17 protein-coding genes are annotated in these 19,518 nt (G+C 72.8%); 10 read left to right on the top strand and 7 right to left on the bottom strand.

What is annotated here, in order from left to right; translation table 11 throughout:
* Positions 1–64 precede the first annotated feature (64 nt).
* Complete coding sequence (locus ACLJQE_RS18520) at positions 65–1,198, top strand: KR domain-containing protein (protein WP_410640493.1); 1,134 nt, start codon at positions 65–67, stop codon at positions 1,196–1,198.
* Positions 1,199–1,305: 107 nt separating this feature from the next.
* Here ACLJQE_RS18520 and ACLJQE_RS18515 read toward each other — a convergent pair whose 3' ends face one another.
* The 4 genes from ACLJQE_RS18515 to ACLJQE_RS18500 all read right to left on the bottom strand — a co-directional run bounded on the left by ACLJQE_RS18515 (position 1,306) and on the right by ACLJQE_RS18500 (position 6,974).
* Positions 1,306–2,499, bottom strand: coding sequence for a helix-turn-helix domain-containing protein (locus ACLJQE_RS18515; protein ID WP_410640492.1), 1,194 nt, complete (start codon positions 2,497–2,499; stop codon positions 1,306–1,308).
* A gap of 26 nt (positions 2,500–2,525) precedes the next feature.
* Positions 2,526–3,881 (bottom strand): helix-turn-helix domain-containing protein, encoded by a 1,356-nt coding sequence (locus tag ACLJQE_RS18510; RefSeq protein WP_410640491.1) that lies wholly within the window; start codon positions 3,879–3,881, stop codon positions 2,526–2,528.
* Between the two features lie 216 nt (positions 3,882–4,097).
* Complete coding sequence (locus ACLJQE_RS18505; protein ID WP_410640490.1) at positions 4,098–5,030, bottom strand: alpha/beta fold hydrolase; 933 nt, start codon at positions 5,028–5,030, stop codon at positions 4,098–4,100.
* Positions 5,031–5,729: 699 nt separating this feature from the next.
* Positions 5,730–6,974, bottom strand: coding sequence for a helix-turn-helix domain-containing protein (locus tag ACLJQE_RS18500; RefSeq protein ID WP_410640489.1), 1,245 nt, complete (start codon positions 6,972–6,974; stop codon positions 5,730–5,732).
* Between the two features lie 147 nt (positions 6,975–7,121).
* On the opposite strand from ACLJQE_RS18500, the gene ACLJQE_RS18495 reads away from it, so the two are divergent.
* The 3 genes from ACLJQE_RS18495 (at position 7,122) to ACLJQE_RS18485 (ending at position 9,920) form a co-directional block, all read left to right on the top strand.
* Positions 7,122–8,318, top strand: coding sequence for a helix-turn-helix domain-containing protein (locus tag ACLJQE_RS18495; protein WP_410640488.1), 1,197 nt, complete (start codon positions 7,122–7,124; stop codon positions 8,316–8,318).
* 127 nt (positions 8,319–8,445) lie between these two features.
* The gene (locus ACLJQE_RS18490) at positions 8,446–9,156 is read left to right on the top strand and encodes a GNAT family N-acetyltransferase (protein ID WP_410640487.1); all 711 of its coding nucleotides are present in this window, start codon (positions 8,446–8,448) and stop codon (positions 9,154–9,156) included.
* Between the two features lie 164 nt (positions 9,157–9,320).
* Complete coding sequence (locus ACLJQE_RS18485) at positions 9,321–9,920, top strand: hypothetical protein (protein WP_410640486.1); 600 nt, start codon at positions 9,321–9,323, stop codon at positions 9,918–9,920.
* Here ACLJQE_RS18485 and ACLJQE_RS18480 read toward each other — a convergent pair whose 3' ends face one another.
* Complete coding sequence (locus ACLJQE_RS18480; RefSeq protein WP_410640485.1) at positions 9,921–11,105, bottom strand: lipase family protein; 1,185 nt, start codon at positions 11,103–11,105, stop codon at positions 9,921–9,923. It lies immediately after the preceding gene.
* Entirely contained in the window at positions 11,102–11,665 is a 564-nt protein-coding gene (locus ACLJQE_RS18475) for a hypothetical protein (protein WP_410640484.1), read from the bottom strand. Before ACLJQE_RS18475 ends, ACLJQE_RS18480 begins: the two co-directional genes overlap by 4 nt.
* A 334-nt stretch (positions 11,666–11,999) precedes the next feature.
* Between ACLJQE_RS18475 and ACLJQE_RS18470 the strand changes: the two genes are divergently transcribed.
* The 3 genes from ACLJQE_RS18470 (at position 12,000) to ACLJQE_RS18460 (ending at position 15,707) form a co-directional block, all read left to right on the top strand.
* Positions 12,000–13,205: a DUF6801 domain-containing protein gene (locus tag ACLJQE_RS18470; protein WP_410640483.1), complete on the top strand. Its 1,206-nt coding sequence runs from the start codon at positions 12,000–12,002 to the stop codon at positions 13,203–13,205.
* 63 nt (positions 13,206–13,268) lie between these two features.
* Entirely contained in the window at positions 13,269–14,336 is a 1,068-nt protein-coding gene (locus ACLJQE_RS18465) for a DUF6801 domain-containing protein (RefSeq protein ID WP_410640482.1), read from the top strand.
* 33 nt (positions 14,337–14,369) lie between these two features.
* Entirely contained in the window at positions 14,370–15,707 is a 1,338-nt protein-coding gene (locus ACLJQE_RS18460) for a DUF2252 family protein (protein ID WP_410640481.1), read from the top strand.
* A 6-nt stretch (positions 15,708–15,713) separates the two neighbouring features.
* Here ACLJQE_RS18460 and ACLJQE_RS18455 read toward each other — a convergent pair whose 3' ends face one another.
* A complete protein-coding gene (locus tag ACLJQE_RS18455) occupies positions 15,714–16,070 on the bottom strand; it encodes a hypothetical protein (RefSeq protein ID WP_410640480.1) in 357 nt (118 codons plus the stop codon).
* Positions 16,071–16,266: 196 nt separating this feature from the next.
* Here ACLJQE_RS18455 and ACLJQE_RS18450 point away from each other — a divergent pair, with 196 nt between their 5' ends.
* The 3 genes from ACLJQE_RS18450 to ACLJQE_RS18440 are packed head-to-tail and all read left to right on the top strand — an operon-like array spanning position 16,267 to position 19,488.
* Entirely contained in the window at positions 16,267–17,469 is a 1,203-nt protein-coding gene (locus ACLJQE_RS18450; protein WP_410640479.1) for a PP2C family protein-serine/threonine phosphatase, read from the top strand.
* On the top strand, positions 17,459–19,051 hold the full coding sequence (locus ACLJQE_RS18445) for a sensor histidine kinase (RefSeq protein WP_410640478.1): 1,593 nt from the start codon (positions 17,459–17,461) through the stop codon (positions 19,049–19,051). The genes ACLJQE_RS18450 and ACLJQE_RS18445 overlap by 11 nt, the downstream gene beginning before the upstream one ends.
* Positions 19,048–19,488: a response regulator gene (locus ACLJQE_RS18440; protein WP_410640477.1), complete on the top strand. Its 441-nt coding sequence runs from the start codon at positions 19,048–19,050 to the stop codon at positions 19,486–19,488. Before ACLJQE_RS18445 ends, ACLJQE_RS18440 begins: the two co-directional genes overlap by 4 nt.
* Positions 19,489–19,518: the final 30 nt, after the last annotated feature.

Genomic DNA, 19,518 nt, shown 5'->3' with positions numbered 1-19,518 from the left:
TGTTGACCAGTTCCGGAGCCAGGCCCTCGACGCCGGCTCGCCGTGGTGGCCGGGAGGGCCGGTGGTGACCGGGCCGGCGGAGCGGGCGCTGTCGCCCGGTCTCCCGTTCGCCACTTCGTCGTTCGAGGTGACCTGGCCCGAAGTGCCGTTGCCGCCGCCCGTGGCGCACGGGCCGGGTGCGTGGCTGCTGCTCACCGACGAGCACCCGGCGGCGCTCGGCCGGGCCGTCGCGCTGGCCCTGGCGCTGGCCGCGGAGGGGGACGACGCGCTTTCGCTGCCGCGCGACGACCTCGACGAGCTGCCCGGGTTCCTGGCCGAACGGCCGGTGCGCGGCGTCGTCTTCCTCACCGGTTCGCCGTACGCCTACCACGACCCGGAGGCCGCGCAGGAACTGCTGCTTTCGGTGCTGTCGGTGGTCGCGCGGCTCGGCTTCGGCGCCCGGTTCCACCTGGTCACGCAGGCGGCGGGCGAGCCGGGGCTGGCGTTCCTGCGCGGGCTGGTGCGGGTGCTCGCGGTCGACCGCCCGCAGCTGCGGGCGAGCCTGGTCGACGTCGACGCACGGTCCGATGTGGACGTGCTGGTGCGTGAGCTGCGGTCGGACGCGCCGGACGACGAAGTGCGGTGGCGCCACGACGTCCGGCACGCGGCACGGCTGGCCCGCGTGCCGTTCGCCGTCGACGTCCCGGCCGGGCCGGGTGCGTACGTGCTCACCGGCGGCCTCGGGCCCGCGACCGCGCGGTGGCTGGCGGACACCGGAGCCACCCGGATCGTCCTCTGTGGAGATCCCGGCGGTAATCTGTCCGATGTGGACGTCGTGGTGGTACCCGGCGACATCGCCGAGCCCGGCGTGGCGGAACGCCTCGTCGCGGCCGCCACCGCGGACGGCCTGCCGCTGCGGGGGATCGTGCACGCGGCGGGCGTCCGCACCGGCGACCCGTCGTCGGGCTGGCGGCACGGAGTGCTCGGCGCGCGACGGCTGCACGAGGCGACCGCGGACGTCCCACCGGACTGGTGGCTGCTGGGCACGTCGGCCACGGCGTTGTTCGGCGCCCCGGGCGGAACGTCCCGCGCAACGGCCGACGCCTGGCTGGAGTCCTTCGCGGCCTGGCGCCGCTCCCGCGGCCTCCCGGCGACGATCGTCCAGCTCGGCCCACCCCGCCTCCCCGACCTCCTCCGCCCCTACTTCTCCACCCTCTGACCGGTCGGTTCGCGTACCCAGAGCGTCGGCTCGCGTACCTGGAGGGTCGGATGGTGAGCCGACCCTCCAGGTACGCCATCCGACTGTCCGGGTACGCGAACCGACCGTCAGGGGAGGGAGGCGCGGAGGGCGAGGATCATCTCGAAGCGGTCGTCCGGGTTGCGGAGGTGGTCCGCGAACAGGGTCTCCAGTTCCTGGGCGCGGGCGCGGACCGTCTGCGGGTGGATCGCGAGGCGGTCGGCGACTTCGCGGACGTTGCCGCACGTCTCCAGCCACGCGAGCAGCGTGGGGGCCAGGCGGTTGTACTGCTTCGGGGTCAACGCCGTCAGCGGGGCGAGCCGGCGGCGGGACACCTCCGTCACCAGGAACGGCTCCTTGCGCAGCCACAGCGTCGCGAGGTGGTCTTCGCACCAGGTCAGCGGTTCGTCGGGGAGGACGTCGCCCGCCAGGTGCAGGGCTTCCTGCGCCGTCGCCAGTGAGCGGCCCGCCTGGCGCGGTGGCACCGGCGGCCCCACCACCGCCCGGTGCCCGGCCAGTGCCGCCGTCAGTACGCGGCGGTCGGCCGGTGCGGGGAGCAGCAGCCGCGGGGTTCCGTCTTCGAGGTCCTCCAGTGCGTTCAGCCCGGTGACGTCGGCGGGCCCGTCGAGCGCCACCGCGACGAGCCGGTGCGGCAACGGCCACTCCGCCGCCGTCGCGGCTTCCTGCACCGTCCGTGACGGCGACGGCGGGTCCGCCAGCAGCAGGTCCAGCAGCCGGCGCCGCCGCCGTTCGAGCGCGCCCGCCGCCCGCGCCTGTGCTGCCGCGTGCCCCTCGATCGACAGCGCGGACAGCTCGTCGATGTAGGCGAAGATCGCCTCGGCCAGCAGGCACAGCGTCGCCGACGGTACGCCGGCCCGCGTGCCCACCTCCGCCATCCGCCGCCAGGTCACCCGCGCGCCGACCCGGTAGGCGGCCTGCAGGACGTCGAGGTTGCGGCCCTGCGCGAGCTCGTGCACGCCGAGTCCGACGAACACCTTGCGCCGCTCCTCGGGCACCGGCCCCGACGCCGCGATCCGGTCGACGAACTGCAGGATCGCCGCCTGGACGCCGGCCCGCAGCGCCTTGCCGAACGCGCCGTCGAGGGGCCGCGCGTAGTCCGGGATGGTCCGCTGGATTTCGCGCAGCACCTCGTCGGCGACGTCCAGCAGCCGCGGCCGGAACACCGCGGCCAGCTCGCGCGGGAGCATGGCCCACAGCTGCCCCGGCCGTCCGTCGCCGCTCAGCATCGGCCCGAAGGCCGTTTCGACGGGCGATCCCGTCATTGACCCACCTCGTCTTCGAAGGGGACTCAGGAACCGAGCAGTGCCTCCGCCCGCAGCGCGATCTCCATGTCGAGCCGGTCGTCGGCGTTGTTGAGCCGGTCGCCGAACAGGTCGATGAGCTGGTGCATGCGGTACCGGACGGTCTGCGGGTGCACCTTGAGCTTCTTCGCGATCTCGGGAGCGCTGCCGCGGGACTGCAGCCAGATCAGCAGCGTCTCGCCGAGCCGCGCCCGCTGCTTCGGCGTGAGGTCCTTGAACGGCTGCAGGCTGCGCGTGCACAGTTCGCGGACGAGGAACTCGTCGGCGAGCAGCCACAGCGTGGACAGGTGGTCGGTGCAGCGCGTCACCGGCGTGTCCGGCAGGACGCCGCGCTGGAGCAGCTTCAGGGTGCGGCGCGCCCAGAGCAGCGAGCGCGGCGCGTCGGTGAGCCGCACGGTCGGGCCGATCACCGCCCGCCAGCCCGGCAGCCGCTCGGCGAGGTTCTTCAGGTGCTTCTCCGGGTCGCCGGTGACCAGGCACGGCTCGCTGCCCTCGAGGTCCACGAGGACGTCGGAGTGCAGGTCCGGCGCGGCCAAGCTGTGTTGATCGGCGCGGGGTTCGAGGGCGACGACCGTGACTTCGGCCGGCAGGGGCCACTGCGCCGTGGCGGCCTGCGCGGTGATGGTCTGCGGTGCGGACGGCGGGTCGGCGAGCAGCAGCTCCAGCAGCCGTCTCCGGCGGCGGGCGCGGGTGCCCGCGGCGCGGGTCTGCGCGGCCGTGTAGCCCTCGATCGACAGCGCGGAGATCTCGTCGACGTAGGCGAAGATGGCCTCCGCGGAAGTGCAGAGCGTGTCCGCCGGGAGGCCGGCGGCCTGCCCGAACTCGCTGATGTGCCGCCACGCGACCCGGCCGCCGACCCGGTAGGCGGTCTGCAGGCAGTCGAGGCTGCGGCCCTCGTTGAACTCGATCTTCCCGAGGTTGCGGAACACGGTCGTCCACGTCTCGAGCGGCACGGCACCGGGGGTGCCGACACTGTCGAGGCACTGGATGATCGACTGCCGGACACCCTGCGTGATGATGTGCCCGAACGCGCCCTCGAGCGGCTGGCGGTACTCGGGCACCGCCCGCTGCACCTCCTGCAGGATGGCGCGGGCGAGCGGGTCGACCCGCGGCTTGAAGCGGATCGCCAGCTCACGGGGCAAAGACGCCCACAGCCCGATCGCGCCGGAAGCACGGCCGGGCCGGGGATCCACCGGGGTGCGCGGAGCGGGTGGGTAGGCGGGCCGGGGCCGGTCGGCCGACACGGACTGCTGCCGGTAGGCCGGTCCGGGAGTGCGCTCGCCGGAGCTCGGCCGTCCGGCCCGCAGGGCGGGGGCGGCGAATCCGGTGTCCACGTCGGTCATGTGATTTATCCTTGCTGGCAACAAAATCGGCCTCGTCGGCGGGGACGCCGATCCGGTTTTTGTGGCTCAGGCAACATAATTTCGCGCCGACGGCACTGTCAACGGGTTCCCCGCTGACTTCGCGGTAACCCGTCCGGACTACACCCGAACGGGTGGAACGTCGCGAGAGGACGTGACACTTCCGGCATGGGCGAATGGTGCGCGCGTGACAACTTTTCAGCGCGGCCGCTGCTGAGGTGTCACAGTGCGGGTGGTCAGCCGCGTGACGACGTCGTCGAGAGTCAGCCGGGCGGGCGCGGTCTCGGCGAGGAACTCGTTCAGCAGCATGCAGAACCGGTCCGGGTCGGCCACGTGCGGAAAGTGTTTCACGTTTTTCAGCACGGTCAAGCGGCTGTCCGGCAGCAGTGCGGCCGTCCGGTGGCCGTGCGCCACCGGGATGAGCGGGTCACGCTCGCCCCAGATCAGCAGCACCGGCACGGCTTCGGCGAGGTAGAGCTTGTCCACGGCGCTCGCGCGCTGGCCGCGCAGGTCGATCAGGCTGCGGGCGATGAACAGGAACGCCCGCCGCCGCGCGGGGTCGGCCAGCGAGCCGAAATGCCGGGCCAGTTCCCGGGTTTCGGGCGGCAGCGACCCGCCGAGCCGCCGTCCGAGACGCGCCACGGCCCGCGCGAGGGCGAGCGTCACCCGGTTGACGGCCAAGGCCATTGTGGCCGGTGCGCCCGGCAAGGCGGCGGCGCGCAGCACCGGGCTCACCTCCGGCCCGAGGCCGGCGCTGCCCACCAGCACCAGCCGGTCGCACATTTCCGGGAACTGGTAGGCGAACTGCAGCGCGATGCCGCCGCCGAGCGAGTGCCCGACGACGGTCGCGTGCCGCACGCCGGACACCGCCAGCACGTCCCGCACGGTGCTCGCCATGGCGCCGAGGCCGTAGTCGGCGCGGGGTGCCTCGGACTCGCCGTGGCCGGGCAGATCGGGTGCCAGCACGCGGCGGCCGAGCGCGGCGCACCGGGCCAGCACCGGCGCCCAGGTCTCGGCGCTGCCGGCGATCCCGTGCAGCAGCACGACCGCTTCGTCGCAGGCGGCCGGGGACGGCAGGTGCTCGTGCAGCCGGATGCGCCTGCCGTGCAGGGTGAGGGTCTTGACGGTCATGGGCGGCCTTTCTCGCGGACCCGAAATTAGGGCATCCGACTGCTGCCGCGGATGTGGTGAAGGCCACGACGGGTGAATCACGGACGAGCGTGACAAGAAGGATTGCGGAAAGGCGGCGGCCCGTGCGGGTTTTCGCCGCGTCACCGGGAATGCGTATCGACATTCCGGTGGTATCCGGTAATCCTCGAAGGCATGGTCGCAATGACGCACCGGACGCGCTGATGTCCTGCCGCGCGAGTTTCCATTTCGTTCACCAGGGGCCGGGGCCGCGCCCGAGATGGCCGGGACGCCGGCCGTGGCGGCGGGTGCTGCCGATGCCGGTGCGCACGCTCGACCGGGTGGCGAGGCCCGCGGCGCACGGCTCGGCCGGGCTCACGTGGCTCGGTGAGCCCGGCGCCGTGGCGCAGCCGGGCTGAGCTGCGGGTACCCGGCCCGGTCCCCTCGGCAGCGGGCTACGCGAGCCGGGTCCCCAGCGCCCCAATGTGGCCTTCGGTGCGTTCAACGCACCCAATGTGGCCTTCGGTGCGTTGAGCGCACCCAATGTGGCCTTCGGTGCGTTGGACGCACCCAAGGTGGCCTTCGGTGCGTTGGACGCACCCAATGTGGCCTTCGGTGCGTTCAACGCAACCAAGGCCACCTTGGGGCGCTGGGGGCCGCTGGAGGTGCGGGCCGGGCAGTCCGGGCAGGTCGGGCAGTGTGTCAGGCCTCTGGGGGCCGGTGGGCGCGCATCAGCCGTTGTGCGCGCAGGGCCAGCTGCATACCCAGCCGGTCGTCGGCGTCCTTCAGCCGGTCTCCGAACAGCTCCTCCAGCTGACGCAGGCGGTTGCGGACCGTCTGCGGGTGGACGCCCAGCCGCTGCGCGATCTCCGGCGCGCCCCCGCGCGTCTCCAGCCAGGCGAGCAGGGTTTCGCTCAGCCGGTCGCGCTGCTTCTCGCTCAGCGATGCGAACGGGTCCAGGCTCTGCCGGGCCAGCTCGGCCGCGAGGAAGTCCTCGGCCAGGAGCCAGAGCGTCGCGAGGTGGTCGCGGCACCAGATGATCGGGCCGGGCACGTCCGGGCCGGACAGCAGCAGCGCCCGCCGTGCCGTGCGCAGGGCGGCCGGGGCGTCGGCCAGCGGGACCGTCGGGGAGACCGCCGCGCGCCAGCCGTCGAGCTTGGCCACCAACGGGGCCAGGTCGGCGTCCGGGTCGCGGGTCAGCAGGTACGGCTCGGGGCCGTCGAGATCGGCCAGGACGCCGTCGCCGAGCAGGTCGGCGGGGAAGTCCGCCGCGTCGGGGCCGCGTTCGAGCGCCACCATCGCGGCCGTCTCCGGCAGCGGCCAGCCCGCCCCGCCCGCCAGGCCCGCGATGCTGCTCGCCGCCCCTTCCGGCGCTCCGGCGATCAGCTCCAGCAGGCGCCGCCGCCGGACCGGGACGGCGCCCTCGGCCTCGGCCTGCGCCTGCTGGTACCCCTCGATCGCGGTCGCGCACAGCTCGTCGACGTAGGCGAAGATGGCCTCTGCGGCGACCGAGATGACGGCCGGGTCGACGCCGGCCGCGACCACCGCCGGGTGCATCGCGCGCCACGCCACCCTGGCCCCGACCGTGGCCGTGTCCTGCAGAGCGTCGAGGTTGCGGCCTTCGGTGAACTCGATCCGGCCGCGGCCGCGGTAGAACTCGATCCAGTGCTCGTGGCCCAGCGTCGGCTCGCCCATCGAATCGACGCAGTGCCGCACCGCGAACTCGACGCTCTTCACCAGGACCTTGCCGAACACGCCCTTGAGCGGCTGGCCGTAGGCCGGCACCGTGCGCTGCACCTCCTGGATCATCGAGGCCGCCGCGTGCCCGACGTGCGGGCGCAACCCCGCGCCCAGCGCGCGCGGCAACGAGGCCAGCAGGCGAAAGCTGCGGTACTCGACCACCAATCCCCCTTCGAGTGCGATGTGCGCCGAGCGTATCCGACGCATGTGTCACGGAAAAATCAACGAGCGGTTCCCGGAAAGGGTGACGCCGCCACGTCCTTTTGACACGGACGGGTGCGCGTTCTACGCTCCGTGTCAGCTGGCGGGGTTATTTCTCGAGGCGCCAATTCCCTGTGGAGGACTGAATTCCCCATGCGAGGTTCCGCTGCCTCGGACAGTTCCGTGTGGTCCCGGCTGCCGCACGAGCTCGGCGACGCGGTGCGCCCGCGGATCCCGGAGATCGCCCGGGCCTGCGTCGACGCGATCGCCGCCGAGATTCCGGAATATTCCGCGAGATTCGGCAGCGGCCCCGGCCGCGCGACCGCGATCGAGCTGGCGCGGCGCGGGATCGAGCGGGACGTCGACCGCGTCGGCACGCCCGCGCTGTGGCAGGCCGACCGGCTGGCCGGGTTCCGCGGCCACGGGCGCGACGCGTTCCACAATGGCCTCAGCCGCGAAGCCGTGCAGGCGGCCGTGCGCGTGTCGAGCCGGGTCACCTGGCGGTGGATCGCCGACATCGCGCGGGAAGCGGGCCTGTCCGGCGACGTCCTGTACGGCGCCGCCGAGGGGATGTTCGCCGACGTCGAGACGTCGATGGCGGCCGTCGCGGAGGGGTACAGCGCCGCGGAGGCCGCGGTGTCCGGCACCGGCGAACGGCACCGCCGCCTGCTGTGCGCGCTGCTCGGCGGACGGACGCCGGCTGAAGTGGACGGTCTGCTCGCCGCGTCCGGGCTGCCGGTGCCCGAGCGGGTCGCGGCGGTGGCGTTCCGGGCGCTGCCGGGTGCGCCGGAGTTCCCGCCCGGCCTGCTGCCGGAGCACGTCCCGGCCGACCCGGCGGGCGACCCGCCTGCCGCGCTGACCCCGGCCCCGGACGTGGACCTGATCGGCCTGACGGGCCTCCCCCCGGGCTGGACGGCGGCGGTCGGCCCGCTGGTCTCGCCGGCCGAGGCACCCGAGTCGTTCCGGATCGCCCGCCGCGCGGCCGACCTGGCCGCCCGCGGCCTCCTCGACGCACCCGGCCCGGTGATCTGGTGCCGCGACCACGTGACGACGCTGCTGCTGCTCGCGGACGAGTTCCTGGTCACCCAGCTGGCCTCGACGACGCTGGAGCCGCTGTCCGGGCTGTCCGGGCGCCGCCGCGAGCAGCTGGCCGAGACCCTGCTGGCACTGGTCCGGACCCGCGGCAGCGCGCCCGAGCTGGGGCGGTTGCTCGACCTGCACCCGCAGACGATCCGCGCACGGCTCAAGAAGCTCGGTGAGCTGTTCGGCGAGAAATTGGACGACCCGGCGGAGCGGCTGCGGCTCGAGCTGGCCTTGCTGGCCGAGCGAGCCCTGCCGGACCGCGACTGACGGACCGGCGCCTGGAGGGTCGGCTTGCGTGCCTGGGCGGTCGGCTCGTGTGCTTGGAGGGTCGGCTTGCGTGAGCGGAGGGTCGACACGTGCGGCAGGCGCCCGCTGCGGCTCTAGGCTGCCCGGCATGACCGGATTGCTCACCGAGCGCCTGCGGCAGGCCTCCGACAACGCCGCCGCCATGTGGACGACCCTTGCCCGCGTCCGTGGTGACCAGGTCCTCGACCACTCCGCCTTCACCGCCATCGACGGCCGCCGGTACCGGATCATGCTGCGGACCGCCACCCCCGGCGACGCCGTCGTCGAGGAGCTGACCGCACTCGCCGAACGGCGCCGGGAAGACGGGCGGACCGTCGTCGTCGAGGATCCCTTCCAGGTGCTGGACCTGACGGCGCTCGGGATGACCGCCGGGCAGCTGCCGGTGATGGCCCGTGAGCCCGGCCCGGTCCCCGAACCCGACGACGTCGAGCGCGTCGAAACCCCGGCCGAGCTGGCCGCGGCCGAAGACCTCGTCGTCCACGGCTTTCCGCTGGAGGAGTACCAGCCCTACCGTCCCGGCACCGTCTTCCCGCCCGGCCTCCTCGGCCAGGCCACCGCGTTCTTCCGCAAGGACGCCCAGGGTGCCTGCCTCACCATGGCCCACGGCGGTGTCGGCGGCGTCTACTGGGTGACCACTCACCCCGAGCACCGTTCGAAGGGTGTCGGGCGCGCGCTGATGCACGCGGTGCTGCGGCACTTCGACGCCCTGCCCGTCACGCTGACCGCCTCGCGGTCCGGGCGGCCGCTCTACGAGAAGCTCGGCTTCGTCACCCTCGGCGACGCCAACTGGTGGCGCTGACGGGAACACTCCGCCGGCTTCTCGCGGAACACGGTGCGCTTCGGGCCGTAGTCGCCCAGTAGGGTGACCCCGTACGCGGCCAGGCCGACGACGGCGAGGCGGAGCAGCTGTCGCGGCTCGGGCATGGTTCCTCCAGGTGACGCCGGACAGGGTGGAGGTTTTCGATGGCACGCACAGGCGGTGAGGGCGAACTCCCCTCCGTCGCCGAACTGGTGAACCTTTCGCAGACGAAGCCGCTGATGATCCGCGGTGAGCTCGACGCGAAGCTCGCCGAAGAGGCGACCGCCGAACCCGCCCCCGATCCGCTGGCCGTGCTCGACGCCGAGCTGGCGGCCGGGGAACCGGAGGGCGGCGGACGTCCCCAGGACGCCCCGCCCGCCGACCGGTCCCGCCGCGCGAAGCCGTACGTCCTCGCCGCGGGTGCGGCCGTCGGGCTGGGGCTGGCCGCCGTCGTGCTGCTCCAGCCGCACCAGGTGGGCGGGACCGCCGTGCCGCCACCCGGCGCGCCCGCCCCGATCGTGGCGCCGCCGACCTCCAGCGAAGCCGTGGAGACCATGAGCGCCTCCGCCGAGGCGCCGCCGCTCACCGCCGAGGTCCGGCACTCGACGCCCGAGACCACCGGCGCGCCGGCCGGTGCCGGGCGCAAGCCCGCGCGGGCCGAGCCGCCGTCGACTCCGGAGTCGCCGGAGGACCAGTGGCGCGAGTACGTCAGTTCGGTGCTCAGCTCGTGGCAGCAGCACCCCCACGGCGGCCGGAACCGCTGATCAGCAGTTCGCCGTCGACGGCTTCCCGGCGATCCGGTCCTTCACGAAGGCCAGGACGTCGGCGTTGCCGGTGTAGACCAGCGTGATGTGGTCGGTGTCGTAGGTCTTCCAGGTCACCGGTACCCCGGCCGCGCAGTGGGTCTTGTGCAGGCTGTCGGCCTGCGCGAACTGCACCAGCTGGTCGCCGGTCGCGTGGTAGAGGAACACCGGCACCCTCGGCGGGGCCCCGCCGAGCTTGTTCTCGTTCAGCCGCGCCACCCACGCCGGCTTGAGGTAGCCGGGGCCGGTCGTGTAGTCCGCGATCTTCTGGTTCGCGTACGTCGTGAGCAGCTCGAACGTGCACGCGCTCTGCTTCATCTCCGCCAGCTTCGCGCGGCCGTTGCCGCTCAGGAACGAGTCCAGCCGCAACTCGGGGTACGCCTGGTCGAGGCCGAGCAGCGCGTAGGCGAACACGCCGAAGCCGAACCTGCCGTCGAGCTGCAGCGTCACCTGGACCAGGTCGGCGGGCACGCCGCCGGCCGCCACGCCGACGAGGTTCAGCTCCGGCGCGTACGACGGCTGCAGTTCGCCCGCCCACACCGCGGCACCACCGCCCTGGGAATACCCGCGGAAGACGACCTTCGCCGACGCCGACAACCCGGCCGCGCCGAGCCGCTGGGCCGCGCGGACCGCGTCGATCACCGCGGGGCCTTCGGACCGGCCCACGACGTACGTCGTCTTCGGCGGGTCCTGGTACCCCTCGTAGTCCGGGACGGCGACGGCGTACCCCGCGTCGAGCAGGTCGTCGAGGCCGGGCTGCTCGTAGAAGGCGCCGATGTCGAGCATCTTCGACGGCGTGCACGCGAACGCCGGGCCGTGCGTGCCCGGGGCGAACGCGACGATCGGCGCCGTCGCGCGGTCGGCGTTCTTCGGCACCAGCACCGTGCCGGTGACGGCGCCGGGCTGCCCGAGCGCGTTCGTGGACAGGTACATCACCTGCCACGCGTCGACCGACGCCGAGCGCGGGCCGGCCTTCGACGGCCGCCACCGGAGCACGTCACCCGGCCGGCCCGCGGGCAGCGGCGACGGCGGCGTGTAGAACGAGTCGCCGGCGGGCCCCGGTACGGGTTCGGCAGCGGCCGCGGGGGCGAAGGCCGCGGCGAGGACCAGCGCCACCAGGGCGACGAGCACGCGGCGGGCGGTCACGCGCCGGTCCCGTAGACGCGCTTGCAGGTCGCGGACTCGCTGAAGGCCAGGTCGAGCTCCGGATTGGCCTTGAGGTCCTTGATCGGGCCTTCCGGGTCGGCCAGCTTGCCCATCGTCGCGTCGGCTTCGGAGATGACCTGGCGCAGGCTGGCCTGGTCGGTCACCTTCGCCTGCTCCATGCGGGTCTTCGTCTCGGCCAGCCGGGTCCTGGTCTCGGTCAGGTTGCCGGTGGCTTTGTCCACAACGGACTGTCCATCCGGGACAGGCGGGACGCCGGCGGCGCGCAGGCCGCCCGCCATGTCGTCCAGGGCCGAGCCGAGACGGCTCAGGAAGTCCACCATCGCGTCCCGGGTCTTCACCGGATCGGCGTTGTCGACGGCCGGCGGCTGCGACAGCTTCGCCGAGCCCGCGGCCACGCCGGTGCACACCTTGTCGACCCAGGCGAGTGCCGCGGGGTCGGCGTGCCGTCCCGGGTCGGGCGGGGCGTCCGAAGCGCACGCGGCGCACGACAGAAGCGCGGCCGCCGACATCACGAGCACCGCGCTGTGCATTCTTTTCATGGGTTTCGAAGCTACGCGCCGCGCTCGCGCGCGAGCAAGAAGGGAATGGCTGGTTGGCATGTGCGTCAACATTTCGGCGCCCGGATTTGTCACGCGTGTCAGCGGTTCGAAGGTGGCACTGTGCTGGGCAAACCTTCGCTGCCCTGCTAGGAATCCGGCCGGGGTGGCGTGCCGGTGTGACAATTTGCCGGGCCGATGTGACCTTTTTAAGGTAATCCCTTGATCGGTGCCAGTTGCGCTCGTTAGCTTACGGACAGGTCGCGATTCTCGAATAGCGGGCCGTTTCGTATCACTGTTGATACACGGAAGGACCATCGTGAGTCACCCAAGAGGCATGAAGAAGGCGGCCGTCGCCGCCGCGGCGGCGGCCGGGCTCGTCGCCACCGCGCTCGTCGCCGGGGCGCAGGCCGGCGCCGCCGACCCGGTTTCGCTGACGCTCAACTACCACTGCACCTTCCCGCTGGTGGGCTCGCAATCGCTGAAGGTGGTGATCAACACCGATCTGCCGACCACGGTGAACACCGGGCAGCCGACCGGTGCGTTCGACATCAAGGCCGTGTCCACCATCAACGCGGACACCGTCAGCGGCCTGAGCCTGATCGGCGCCACGACGCTCGAGGGCACCGCCACCGCGAGCGCGACGGTCGCCGCGCCGAGCCTCAACCTGCCGGTCAGCGTGCCGATCACGCTGGACAAGACGAACATCCCGGCCTCCGGCGAGATGAACATCAACGCCGCCGGCAAGACGCCGTCGCTGACGTTCACCCAGGCCGGCCAGGCGAAGATCACCGTGGGCGACCTGAACCTCAAGGTCACCCCGCGCAAGGCCGACGGCTCGGTCACCGGCATCACGCCGGACGGCACGATCGACGCGCCCTGCACGCAGGACAGCGGGCAGAACAACACCCTCGCCACGATCACCATCAACGGCGGTGGCGGGCCGACGACCCCGCCCACCACGACCCCGCCGGTCACCACCCCGCCGACGACCACGCCGCCGGTGACGACCCCGCCCACGACCACCCCGCCGGGCGGGGGCATCAAGTACTCCTTCGGCATCACCGGGCAGACCGCGCTGAAGTCGCTCGGCAGCACCGCGCCGATCACCGGCTCGTTCGACGCCGACGTCAACCTGTCGGCCAAGACGTTCACCGGGAACCTGCAGCTGAACCCGACGCACACCGACTTCAAGCTGTTCGGCTTCCTGCAGGGCAGCTCGGACGTCAAGGTCGTCCAGAACGGCCCGCAGACCGGTGAGCTGGTGGGCACCGGCTTCAAGGCGCACATCAAGTTCGACACGTTCCTCACCACGGTCAACCTGTTCGGCATCCCGATCAGCACCGACCCGAAGTGCGGCACGGTCAGCTCCTCGACCAGCGAGATGACCACCGGCCCCGACTTCGACCTGCTCAAGGGCGGCAAGCTGGCGGGCACCTACTCGCTGTCCGCGCTGCAGAACTGCGGCTCGTTCAACGACATCATCAGCGCCTTCGCGAAGAGCGACGGCAACTCGCTGGACCTCGTGCTCGCCAAGAAGTGACCGATCTGCCGGCCTCCGTCGCGCTGAGGCGGGGGCCGGCTCCACGCCCTGGAAGGAGAGCCCGTGCGGAAAACCCGGTCGTTGCTCGCGGCGGGCCTCGCCTGTCTGGCCCTGCCGCTCGCCGTCCCCGCCGCCGAGGCGTCGACGCCGGTGGTCAAGAGACTGAGCTACACCTGCCCGTTCCCGTTGATCGGGCTGCAGAAGCTGGACGTGGAGATCAAGGCGTCGTTCGACGTGCCGTCCGCGCCGGGCGGGACGTTCACGACGGCGGATCTCGCGGTCTCGGTGACCGTGCCGGACAAGTCCACCCGCGGCCTGGCCCTGGTCGGCGCGGCGAGCATCGAAGGGACGGCGTCCGCGGGGGTGATGCTGGCCAACGGTCCGCTCACGCTGCCGCTGAGCCTGCCGCTGACGGTGGCGAAGACGGCGGTGCCCGCCTCGGGGGCGTTCACCACGCAGGCGGCAGGCTCGGTCCCGCCGGTGCAGCTGCCGAACGCCGGCCGCACGACGTTGACGATCGGCGGCTTCAGCACCCGGCTGACGCCGAAGAAGGCGGACGGCTCGTACACCGGGCTCGGTTCGTTCACCTCGGACTGCACGCTCGACCCCGGCCAGGACCCGGTGCTGCTGAGCTTCGACCTCGCCGGCACGCAGACCGAATACCGCTACGCCGTGGCGGGATCGACGGCGCTGAAGGTGCTCGGCGCCACCGCCCCGCTCACCGGGTCGCTCACGGCAGGCCCGGTGTTCGCCACCGCGCTCGACGAGACCGCGGCGGACTTCAAGGCGTTCGGGTTCGTGCCCGGCCGCGCGGACCTGCGGTTCACCCCGGACGGCCCGCAGACCGGCGAAGCCGTCGACGGCGGGTTCGCCGCCCACTCGACCCTCGCACTGGCCCTGCCGCAGGTGACGCTCTTCGGGCTGCCGGTCGCCGACGCGGGCTGCCGGGCGAGTGCGCCCATCCCGGTCGACCTGCGGACCGGCCCCGGTTTCGCGATGGCGACGGGCGGTCCGGTCACCGGCACCTACGCCATCCCGCCGCTGACCGGCTGCGGTGCGTTCACCGCGTACCTGAGTTCGCTGGTCCAGGGCGGGGGGAACACGTTCGCCCTGACGTTGACCGCGCGCTGACCGCCGGTCACTTCAGCCGCGTATACGTGGGGAATGCGTCGAACCACGGTGGGGACTCTGGTCGTTTTCACGCTGCTCGCCACCGCCGCGCCCGGGGAGGCGGCCGGCCTGAGCCGCGACCCGGTGTCGGTGATCCACGACCGCGACCACGCGCTGCACGTCCTCAACGCCGGGGCGACCGACGACGAGCTGACGCTGCGGACGCAGGCACTGGCGTCGAGCGCGTGGGCCTTCTTCCGCGGCACTTCGCCGCTCTACTACCGCGATCTGGGAGAACTGCCCCCGTCGCAGTACGCGACCGCGGGCAGTGACGTGTGGCTGACCGGCGACGCGCACCTGGAGAACACCGGCGCCGACCGCGGTGCCGACGACGAAGAGCAGTTCGCGCTCACCGACACCGATGACGCCTGGCGGGGTTCGTGGACGTGGGAACTGCGCCGCGAAGCCGTGTCGATCGTCCTCGCCGGCCGGGCCGAGGGCCGCAGCGCGAGCCGGATCGGCACCGACGTCGACACGTTCGCCGCCGAGTACGCGCAGTGGATCGCGAAGTTCCACGGGACCGGCGACGAATCGAGCTGGCGGCTCACCTCGGGCAACACCTCCGATCTCGTCGGGGACCTGATCGACGACGCCGCCGGGGACGAGCGAGCCGACCTGCTCGCCAAGTGGACCACCGGTGGCCACTTCACGGCCGATCCGCAGCTGCCTGCCGTGTCCGAGACGACGCGCACCCAGCTCGCCGCCGCGATCGCGGCTTACCGGACCACCGCGGGCAAGCCGCTGAAGGCGTCCGAAGCCGTCGTCAAGGACGTCCGCCGCCGGACCGGCGCGGGCACCGGCAGCCTCGGCCGGTTCCGCTGGTACGTGCTCGTCGAGGGAGCCACGACCTCGGCGTCCGACGACCGGATCCTCGAACTCAAGCAGGAGGTCGACCCGGCACCGAAGCCGCTCGCGCCGAACGCCGCGACCCTCACCGGCGGGCAGCGCCCGGCCCTGGCCCTGCGCTGGCTGGCGAACGAGTCGGACCCGCTGGCCGGCTGGGCGAGCGTGGGCAGCACCCCGGTGCTGGTCAAGGAGAAGTCGCCGTTCGCCGAGGACCTGAAGATCGGCGATCTGACGACGCCGGCGATCTGGGACGACACCGTCCGGGACGTCGCCCGGCTCCTGGCCGCCGCCCACGCCCGCGCCGACCAGGACATCCCCGGCACCGGGCTCACGTACTCGGCGGACGCGGCGATCGACGGCGCCATCACGTCCGTCTCCGGCTTGCAGGCCGAGACGCGGGCCTTCGCGACGAGCTACGCCGACCAGGTCACCCGCGACTGGCAGGCCTACGTCACCGCGAAGAACAGCGGCCGCGCCCTGTTCTGACCGGCGTCAGCGGGACCGGAACATCAGCGTGCACCCGGCTCCCGCAAGGACCAGCGCGGCCAGGAACAACCCGCCGTGCACGAGGTCGCGCGCCATGACGTCGCCGGCGAGTTGCACCGCGACGTTCACGATGCCGAGCACGCCGGCGACCGCCAGTGCCGGACGGGCGCCCTTGACCCCTCGGTACGCCGCGTGGACGAGCGCCGCCCAGAGCCCGGCGCAGAGCGCGAACACGAGCACGGCGACCGGGAGCGGGACGGCTCCGGTGAGCGCGGTGTGGCGGCCGGTCAGGCGGCCGGCGAGGGTGCCGAGGAACCAGCACGCCGTCGCACCCCACCAGGCGAGCGCCGCGGACCGGGTCATCCGCGCAGCGTAGGTGCGGTGTGCCCGGTTCCGGCACGGCCGGCAGCCGAACCGTTATCGACCCGATGTCCCACCGGGGTGCTATAAAGCGCTACCCCGGTGGGACCGGTTACGCGGCCGTAGGCGCCGTCGCCGGTGCCGCTAGGGTTGATCGTCTGGATGTGCTGGCGCAAGAGCAGCCGAACGGGAGACGCCGGTGACCGCCGCGCTCGACTCATCGTGGGATCCCCGCACGCGCCTGCGGGTGCTGCTCATCGAGGACGACGACGGCGACGCGCTGCTGGTCGAGGAGATGCTGGCGGACACGGCCGTGCCGTACGCGCTCGAACGCGTCGAGACGCTCACCGCCGCGCTCAGCGGCCCGCTCACCGCCGACTGCGTGGTGCTCGACCTCCAGCTGCCCGACGCGATGGGCCTCAGCGGGCTGACCAAGCTCGGGCAGCACGCGCCGGGCGTCGCGGTGGTCGTGCTGACCGGGCAGCACGACCAGGCCACCGGGGTCGCCGCGGTCGCCGCCGGCGCGCAGGACTACCTCGTCAAGGACCAGGTCGACGGCCCGCTGCTGGTGAAGGCGCTGCGGTTCGCCCGCGAACGCAAGCGCGCCGAACAGGTCGAGCAGCAGTTCCTCCAGCAGCAGCTGCTCGCGCGGGAGAACGCCCGCCTCGAACGCGGCCTGCTGCCCAGCCCGCTGCTGCGCGACCCCCACGTCGACCTGGCCGCCCGCTACCGGCCCGGCCGCAACGGTTCCCTGCTGGGCGGCGACTTCTACGACGCGATCGAGCTCGCCGACGGCACCGTGCACATGATGATCGGCGACGTCTGCGGCCACGGCCCGGACGAGGCCGCGCTCGGGGTCGCGCTGCGGATCGCGTGGCGCTCGCTCGTGATGGCCGGCCTGCCGATGCCCGACGTGCTGAGCATGGTCGAGCGTGTCCTGGTGCACGAACGGATCGAGCCGCTGTTCGCCACCGTCTGCATGGTCGTCATCGCACCGGACCGAAGATCCCTGCGCCTGTCGCTGGCCGGGCACCTGCCGCCGCTGCTGCTCACCCCCGGCGACGGGCACCTGCTCTCCGGCGAGCGCCTCGGCGTCCCGCTCGGCGTGGTCGAGGGCGCCAAGTGGGACGCGCTGGAAGTGCCGCTGGAACCGGGCTGGTCGTTGCTGCTGTACACCGACGGGGTGTTCGAGGGCCGCGTCGGCGCCGGCTCCGAGCGGCTGGGCCACGAGCGGATGGCCGAACTGGTGCTCGACATCAAGCACGGGACCGGGCTCGACGGCCGGGCGCTGCTCGACGAGCTGATCGCCCGCGCCGAACGGCTCAACTCCGGCCCGCTCGACGACGACGTCGCCCTCGCCCTGCTCAGCCACGACCCGGGAGCCACCGCCGATGAGCGTTGAAGCACGCGGCTGGCCCATCCGCCGCCGGCTGGCGCTGCTCGCCGCCGTCGAGACCGTACTGCTGGTCGCCGCGTTGATCGCCGGCGGTGTTGCGCTGCACAGCCTCACCGCGGCCCGCACCCACCTGCTCGACGTGATCGCGCCGCAGCGGCTGGCCGCGATCCAGCTGTCCACCGCGCTGCTGAACCAGGAAAGCGGCGTCCGCGGCTACCAGCTCGGCCGGCAGCCGGCGTTCCTGGTGCCCTACACCGACGGCGTCCGGTCGCAGGGCGACGCGGTCACGCAGCTGCGGCAGCTCGGCGCGGCCCCCGGCACGCAAATCGGCGACGACCTCGACGCCGTGCTGCGGGCGGCCGCCGCCTGGCAGGACGCGGCCGCGCCGACGATCGCCCCCGCCGCGCCGCCGGTCACCGCGGCCCAGGTCGAGCGCGGGCGGACGTTGTTCGTCGACGTGCGCACGGCACTCGACACCCAGCTCGACCACCTGACCGCGATGCGCGACGCCGGCCGGAGCGAGCTGAACGCGGCGGCGCGCTTCCTCAACGCGATGTTCGTGGCCGTCGCCGTGCTCGTCCTGCTGCTGTTCGCGATGCTGTTCTTCGGCCTGCGGCAGGTCGTCACCCGGCCGATCCTGCGGCTCGCGGGGGAGGTCCGCCGCGTGGCCGACGCCGACGTCCGCCACCCGGTGCACGGCAGCGGGCCACGCGAGATCGCGCAGCTCGGCGCGGACGTCGAGGCGATGCGGCAGCGCATCCTCGACGAGGTCGCCGAGCTCGAGCGGGCGCACGCCATGCTGGACCGGCGCACGCAGGAGGCGGAGCAGTCGAACGCGATGCTCGACCGGCGCACGCGCGAGCTGGAGCGGTCCAACGCCGACCTGGAGCAGTTCGCGTACGTCGCCTCGCACGACCTGCAGGAGCCGCTGCGGAAGGTGGCCAGCTTCTGCCAACTGCTCCAGCGGCGCTACCAGGGCCTGCTCGACGAGCGCGGCGAGCAGTACATCGAGTACGCCGTCGACGGCGCGAAGCGGATGCAGGTCCTGATCAACGACCTGCTGGCGTTCTCGCGGGTCGGCCGGAAGCCGGGCGAGCACGTCGTGACCGACGCGGGCGCGCTGGTCGACGAGGCGACCGCGAACCTGGAGGTCGCGCTCTCGCTCAGCGGCGGCAAGGTCAGCCGCGGCGACCTGCCCGAGGTGCGCGTCGAGCCGGCGCTGATGACGGCGGTGTTCCAGAACCTCATCGGCAACGCGCTGAAGTTCAGGGGCGAGGCGCCGCCGGAGGTGCGGGTCACCGCCGAGCGTGACGGCGACGACTGGGTGTTCTCCGTGGTGGACAACGGGATCGGCATCGACGCGGAGTACGCCGAACGCGTGTTCGCGCTGTTCCAGCGGCTGCACACGCGTACCGCGTACCCGGGCACCGGGATCGGCCTGGCCCTGTGCCGCCGGATCGTCGAGTACCACGGCGGCCGGATCTGGCTCGACACCGAGGCCGCGGACACCACGTTCCGCTTCACCCTGCCGGCCCGCGAGGCGCCGGCTCACCTGGCTCCAGCTCACGACAACGAGGAAACCGCATGACGGAGGCGTCCGCCCCGATCGACATCCTCCTCGTCGAGGACGACCCCGGTGACGTGCTGATGACCCGGGAAGCGTTCGCGCACCACAAGATCCGCAACCCGCTGCACGTCGCGGAAGACGGCGTCGAAGCGCTGCGCTTCCTGAAGCGGGAAGGGCGGTTCGGGGCGGCGCCGCGGCCCGGGCTGATCCTGCTCGACCTCAACCTGCCCCGCAAGGACGGCCGGGAACTGCTCGGCGAGATCAAGCAGGACCCCGGGCTGCGCACGATCCCGGTGGTCGTGCTGACCACGTCCGAAGCGGACGAGGACATCCTGCGCAGCTACGAACTGCACGCCAACGCCTACGTGACGAAGCCGGTCGACTTCGAGAAGTTCGTCGAGGTGGTCCGGAAGATCGACGATTTCCGGGTCACCGTGGTGAAGCTCCCGCACCGGTAGCCGTTTGGCGGGGAGTGCGGCACGATGGGA

Source organism: Amycolatopsis sp. lyj-346, assembly GCF_046548975.1.
GTDB lineage: Bacteria > Actinomycetota > Actinomycetes > Mycobacteriales > Pseudonocardiaceae > Amycolatopsis.
The sequence above is the reverse complement of the archived record's forward strand: the minus strand, read 5'-3'. Positions and strand labels throughout refer to the sequence as shown.

What these genes read in the sequence shown, in the direction of transcription:
- ACLJQE_RS18515 (WP_410640492.1), bottom strand. Translation starts at nt 2,499, where the DNA reads ATGACGGGATCGCCCGTCGAAACGGCCTTCGGGCCGATGCTGAGCGGC.
- ACLJQE_RS18500 (WP_410640489.1), bottom strand. Translation starts at nt 6,974, where the DNA reads ATGCGTCGGATACGCTCGGCGCACATCGCACTCGAAGGGGGATTGGTG.
- ACLJQE_RS18485 (WP_410640486.1), top strand. Translation starts at nt 9,321, where the DNA reads ATGGCACGCACAGGCGGTGAGGGCGAACTCCCCTCCGTCGCCGAACTG.
- ACLJQE_RS18490 (WP_410640487.1), top strand. Translation starts at nt 8,446, where the DNA reads ATGACCGGATTGCTCACCGAGCGCCTGCGGCAGGCCTCCGACAACGCC.
- ACLJQE_RS18460 (WP_410640481.1), top strand. Translation starts at nt 14,370, where the DNA reads ATGCGTCGAACCACGGTGGGGACTCTGGTCGTTTTCACGCTGCTCGCC.
- ACLJQE_RS18445 (WP_410640478.1), top strand. Translation starts at nt 17,459, where the DNA reads ATGAGCGTTGAAGCACGCGGCTGGCCCATCCGCCGCCGGCTGGCGCTG.
- ACLJQE_RS18495 (WP_410640488.1), top strand. Translation starts at nt 7,122, where the DNA reads ATGCGAGGTTCCGCTGCCTCGGACAGTTCCGTGTGGTCCCGGCTGCCG.
- ACLJQE_RS18440 (WP_410640477.1), top strand. Translation starts at nt 19,048, where the DNA reads ATGACGGAGGCGTCCGCCCCGATCGACATCCTCCTCGTCGAGGACGAC.
- ACLJQE_RS18455 (WP_410640480.1), bottom strand. Translation starts at nt 16,070, where the DNA reads ATGACCCGGTCCGCGGCGCTCGCCTGGTGGGGTGCGACGGCGTGCTGG.
- ACLJQE_RS18475 (WP_410640484.1), bottom strand. Translation starts at nt 11,665, where the DNA reads ATGAAAAGAATGCACAGCGCGGTGCTCGTGATGTCGGCGGCCGCGCTT.
- ACLJQE_RS18505 (WP_410640490.1), bottom strand. Translation starts at nt 5,030, where the DNA reads ATGACCGTCAAGACCCTCACCCTGCACGGCAGGCGCATCCGGCTGCAC.
- ACLJQE_RS18470 (WP_410640483.1), top strand. Translation starts at nt 12,000, where the DNA reads ATGAAGAAGGCGGCCGTCGCCGCCGCGGCGGCGGCCGGGCTCGTCGCC.
- ACLJQE_RS18510 (WP_410640491.1), bottom strand. Translation starts at nt 3,881, where the DNA reads ATGACCGACGTGGACACCGGATTCGCCGCCCCCGCCCTGCGGGCCGGA.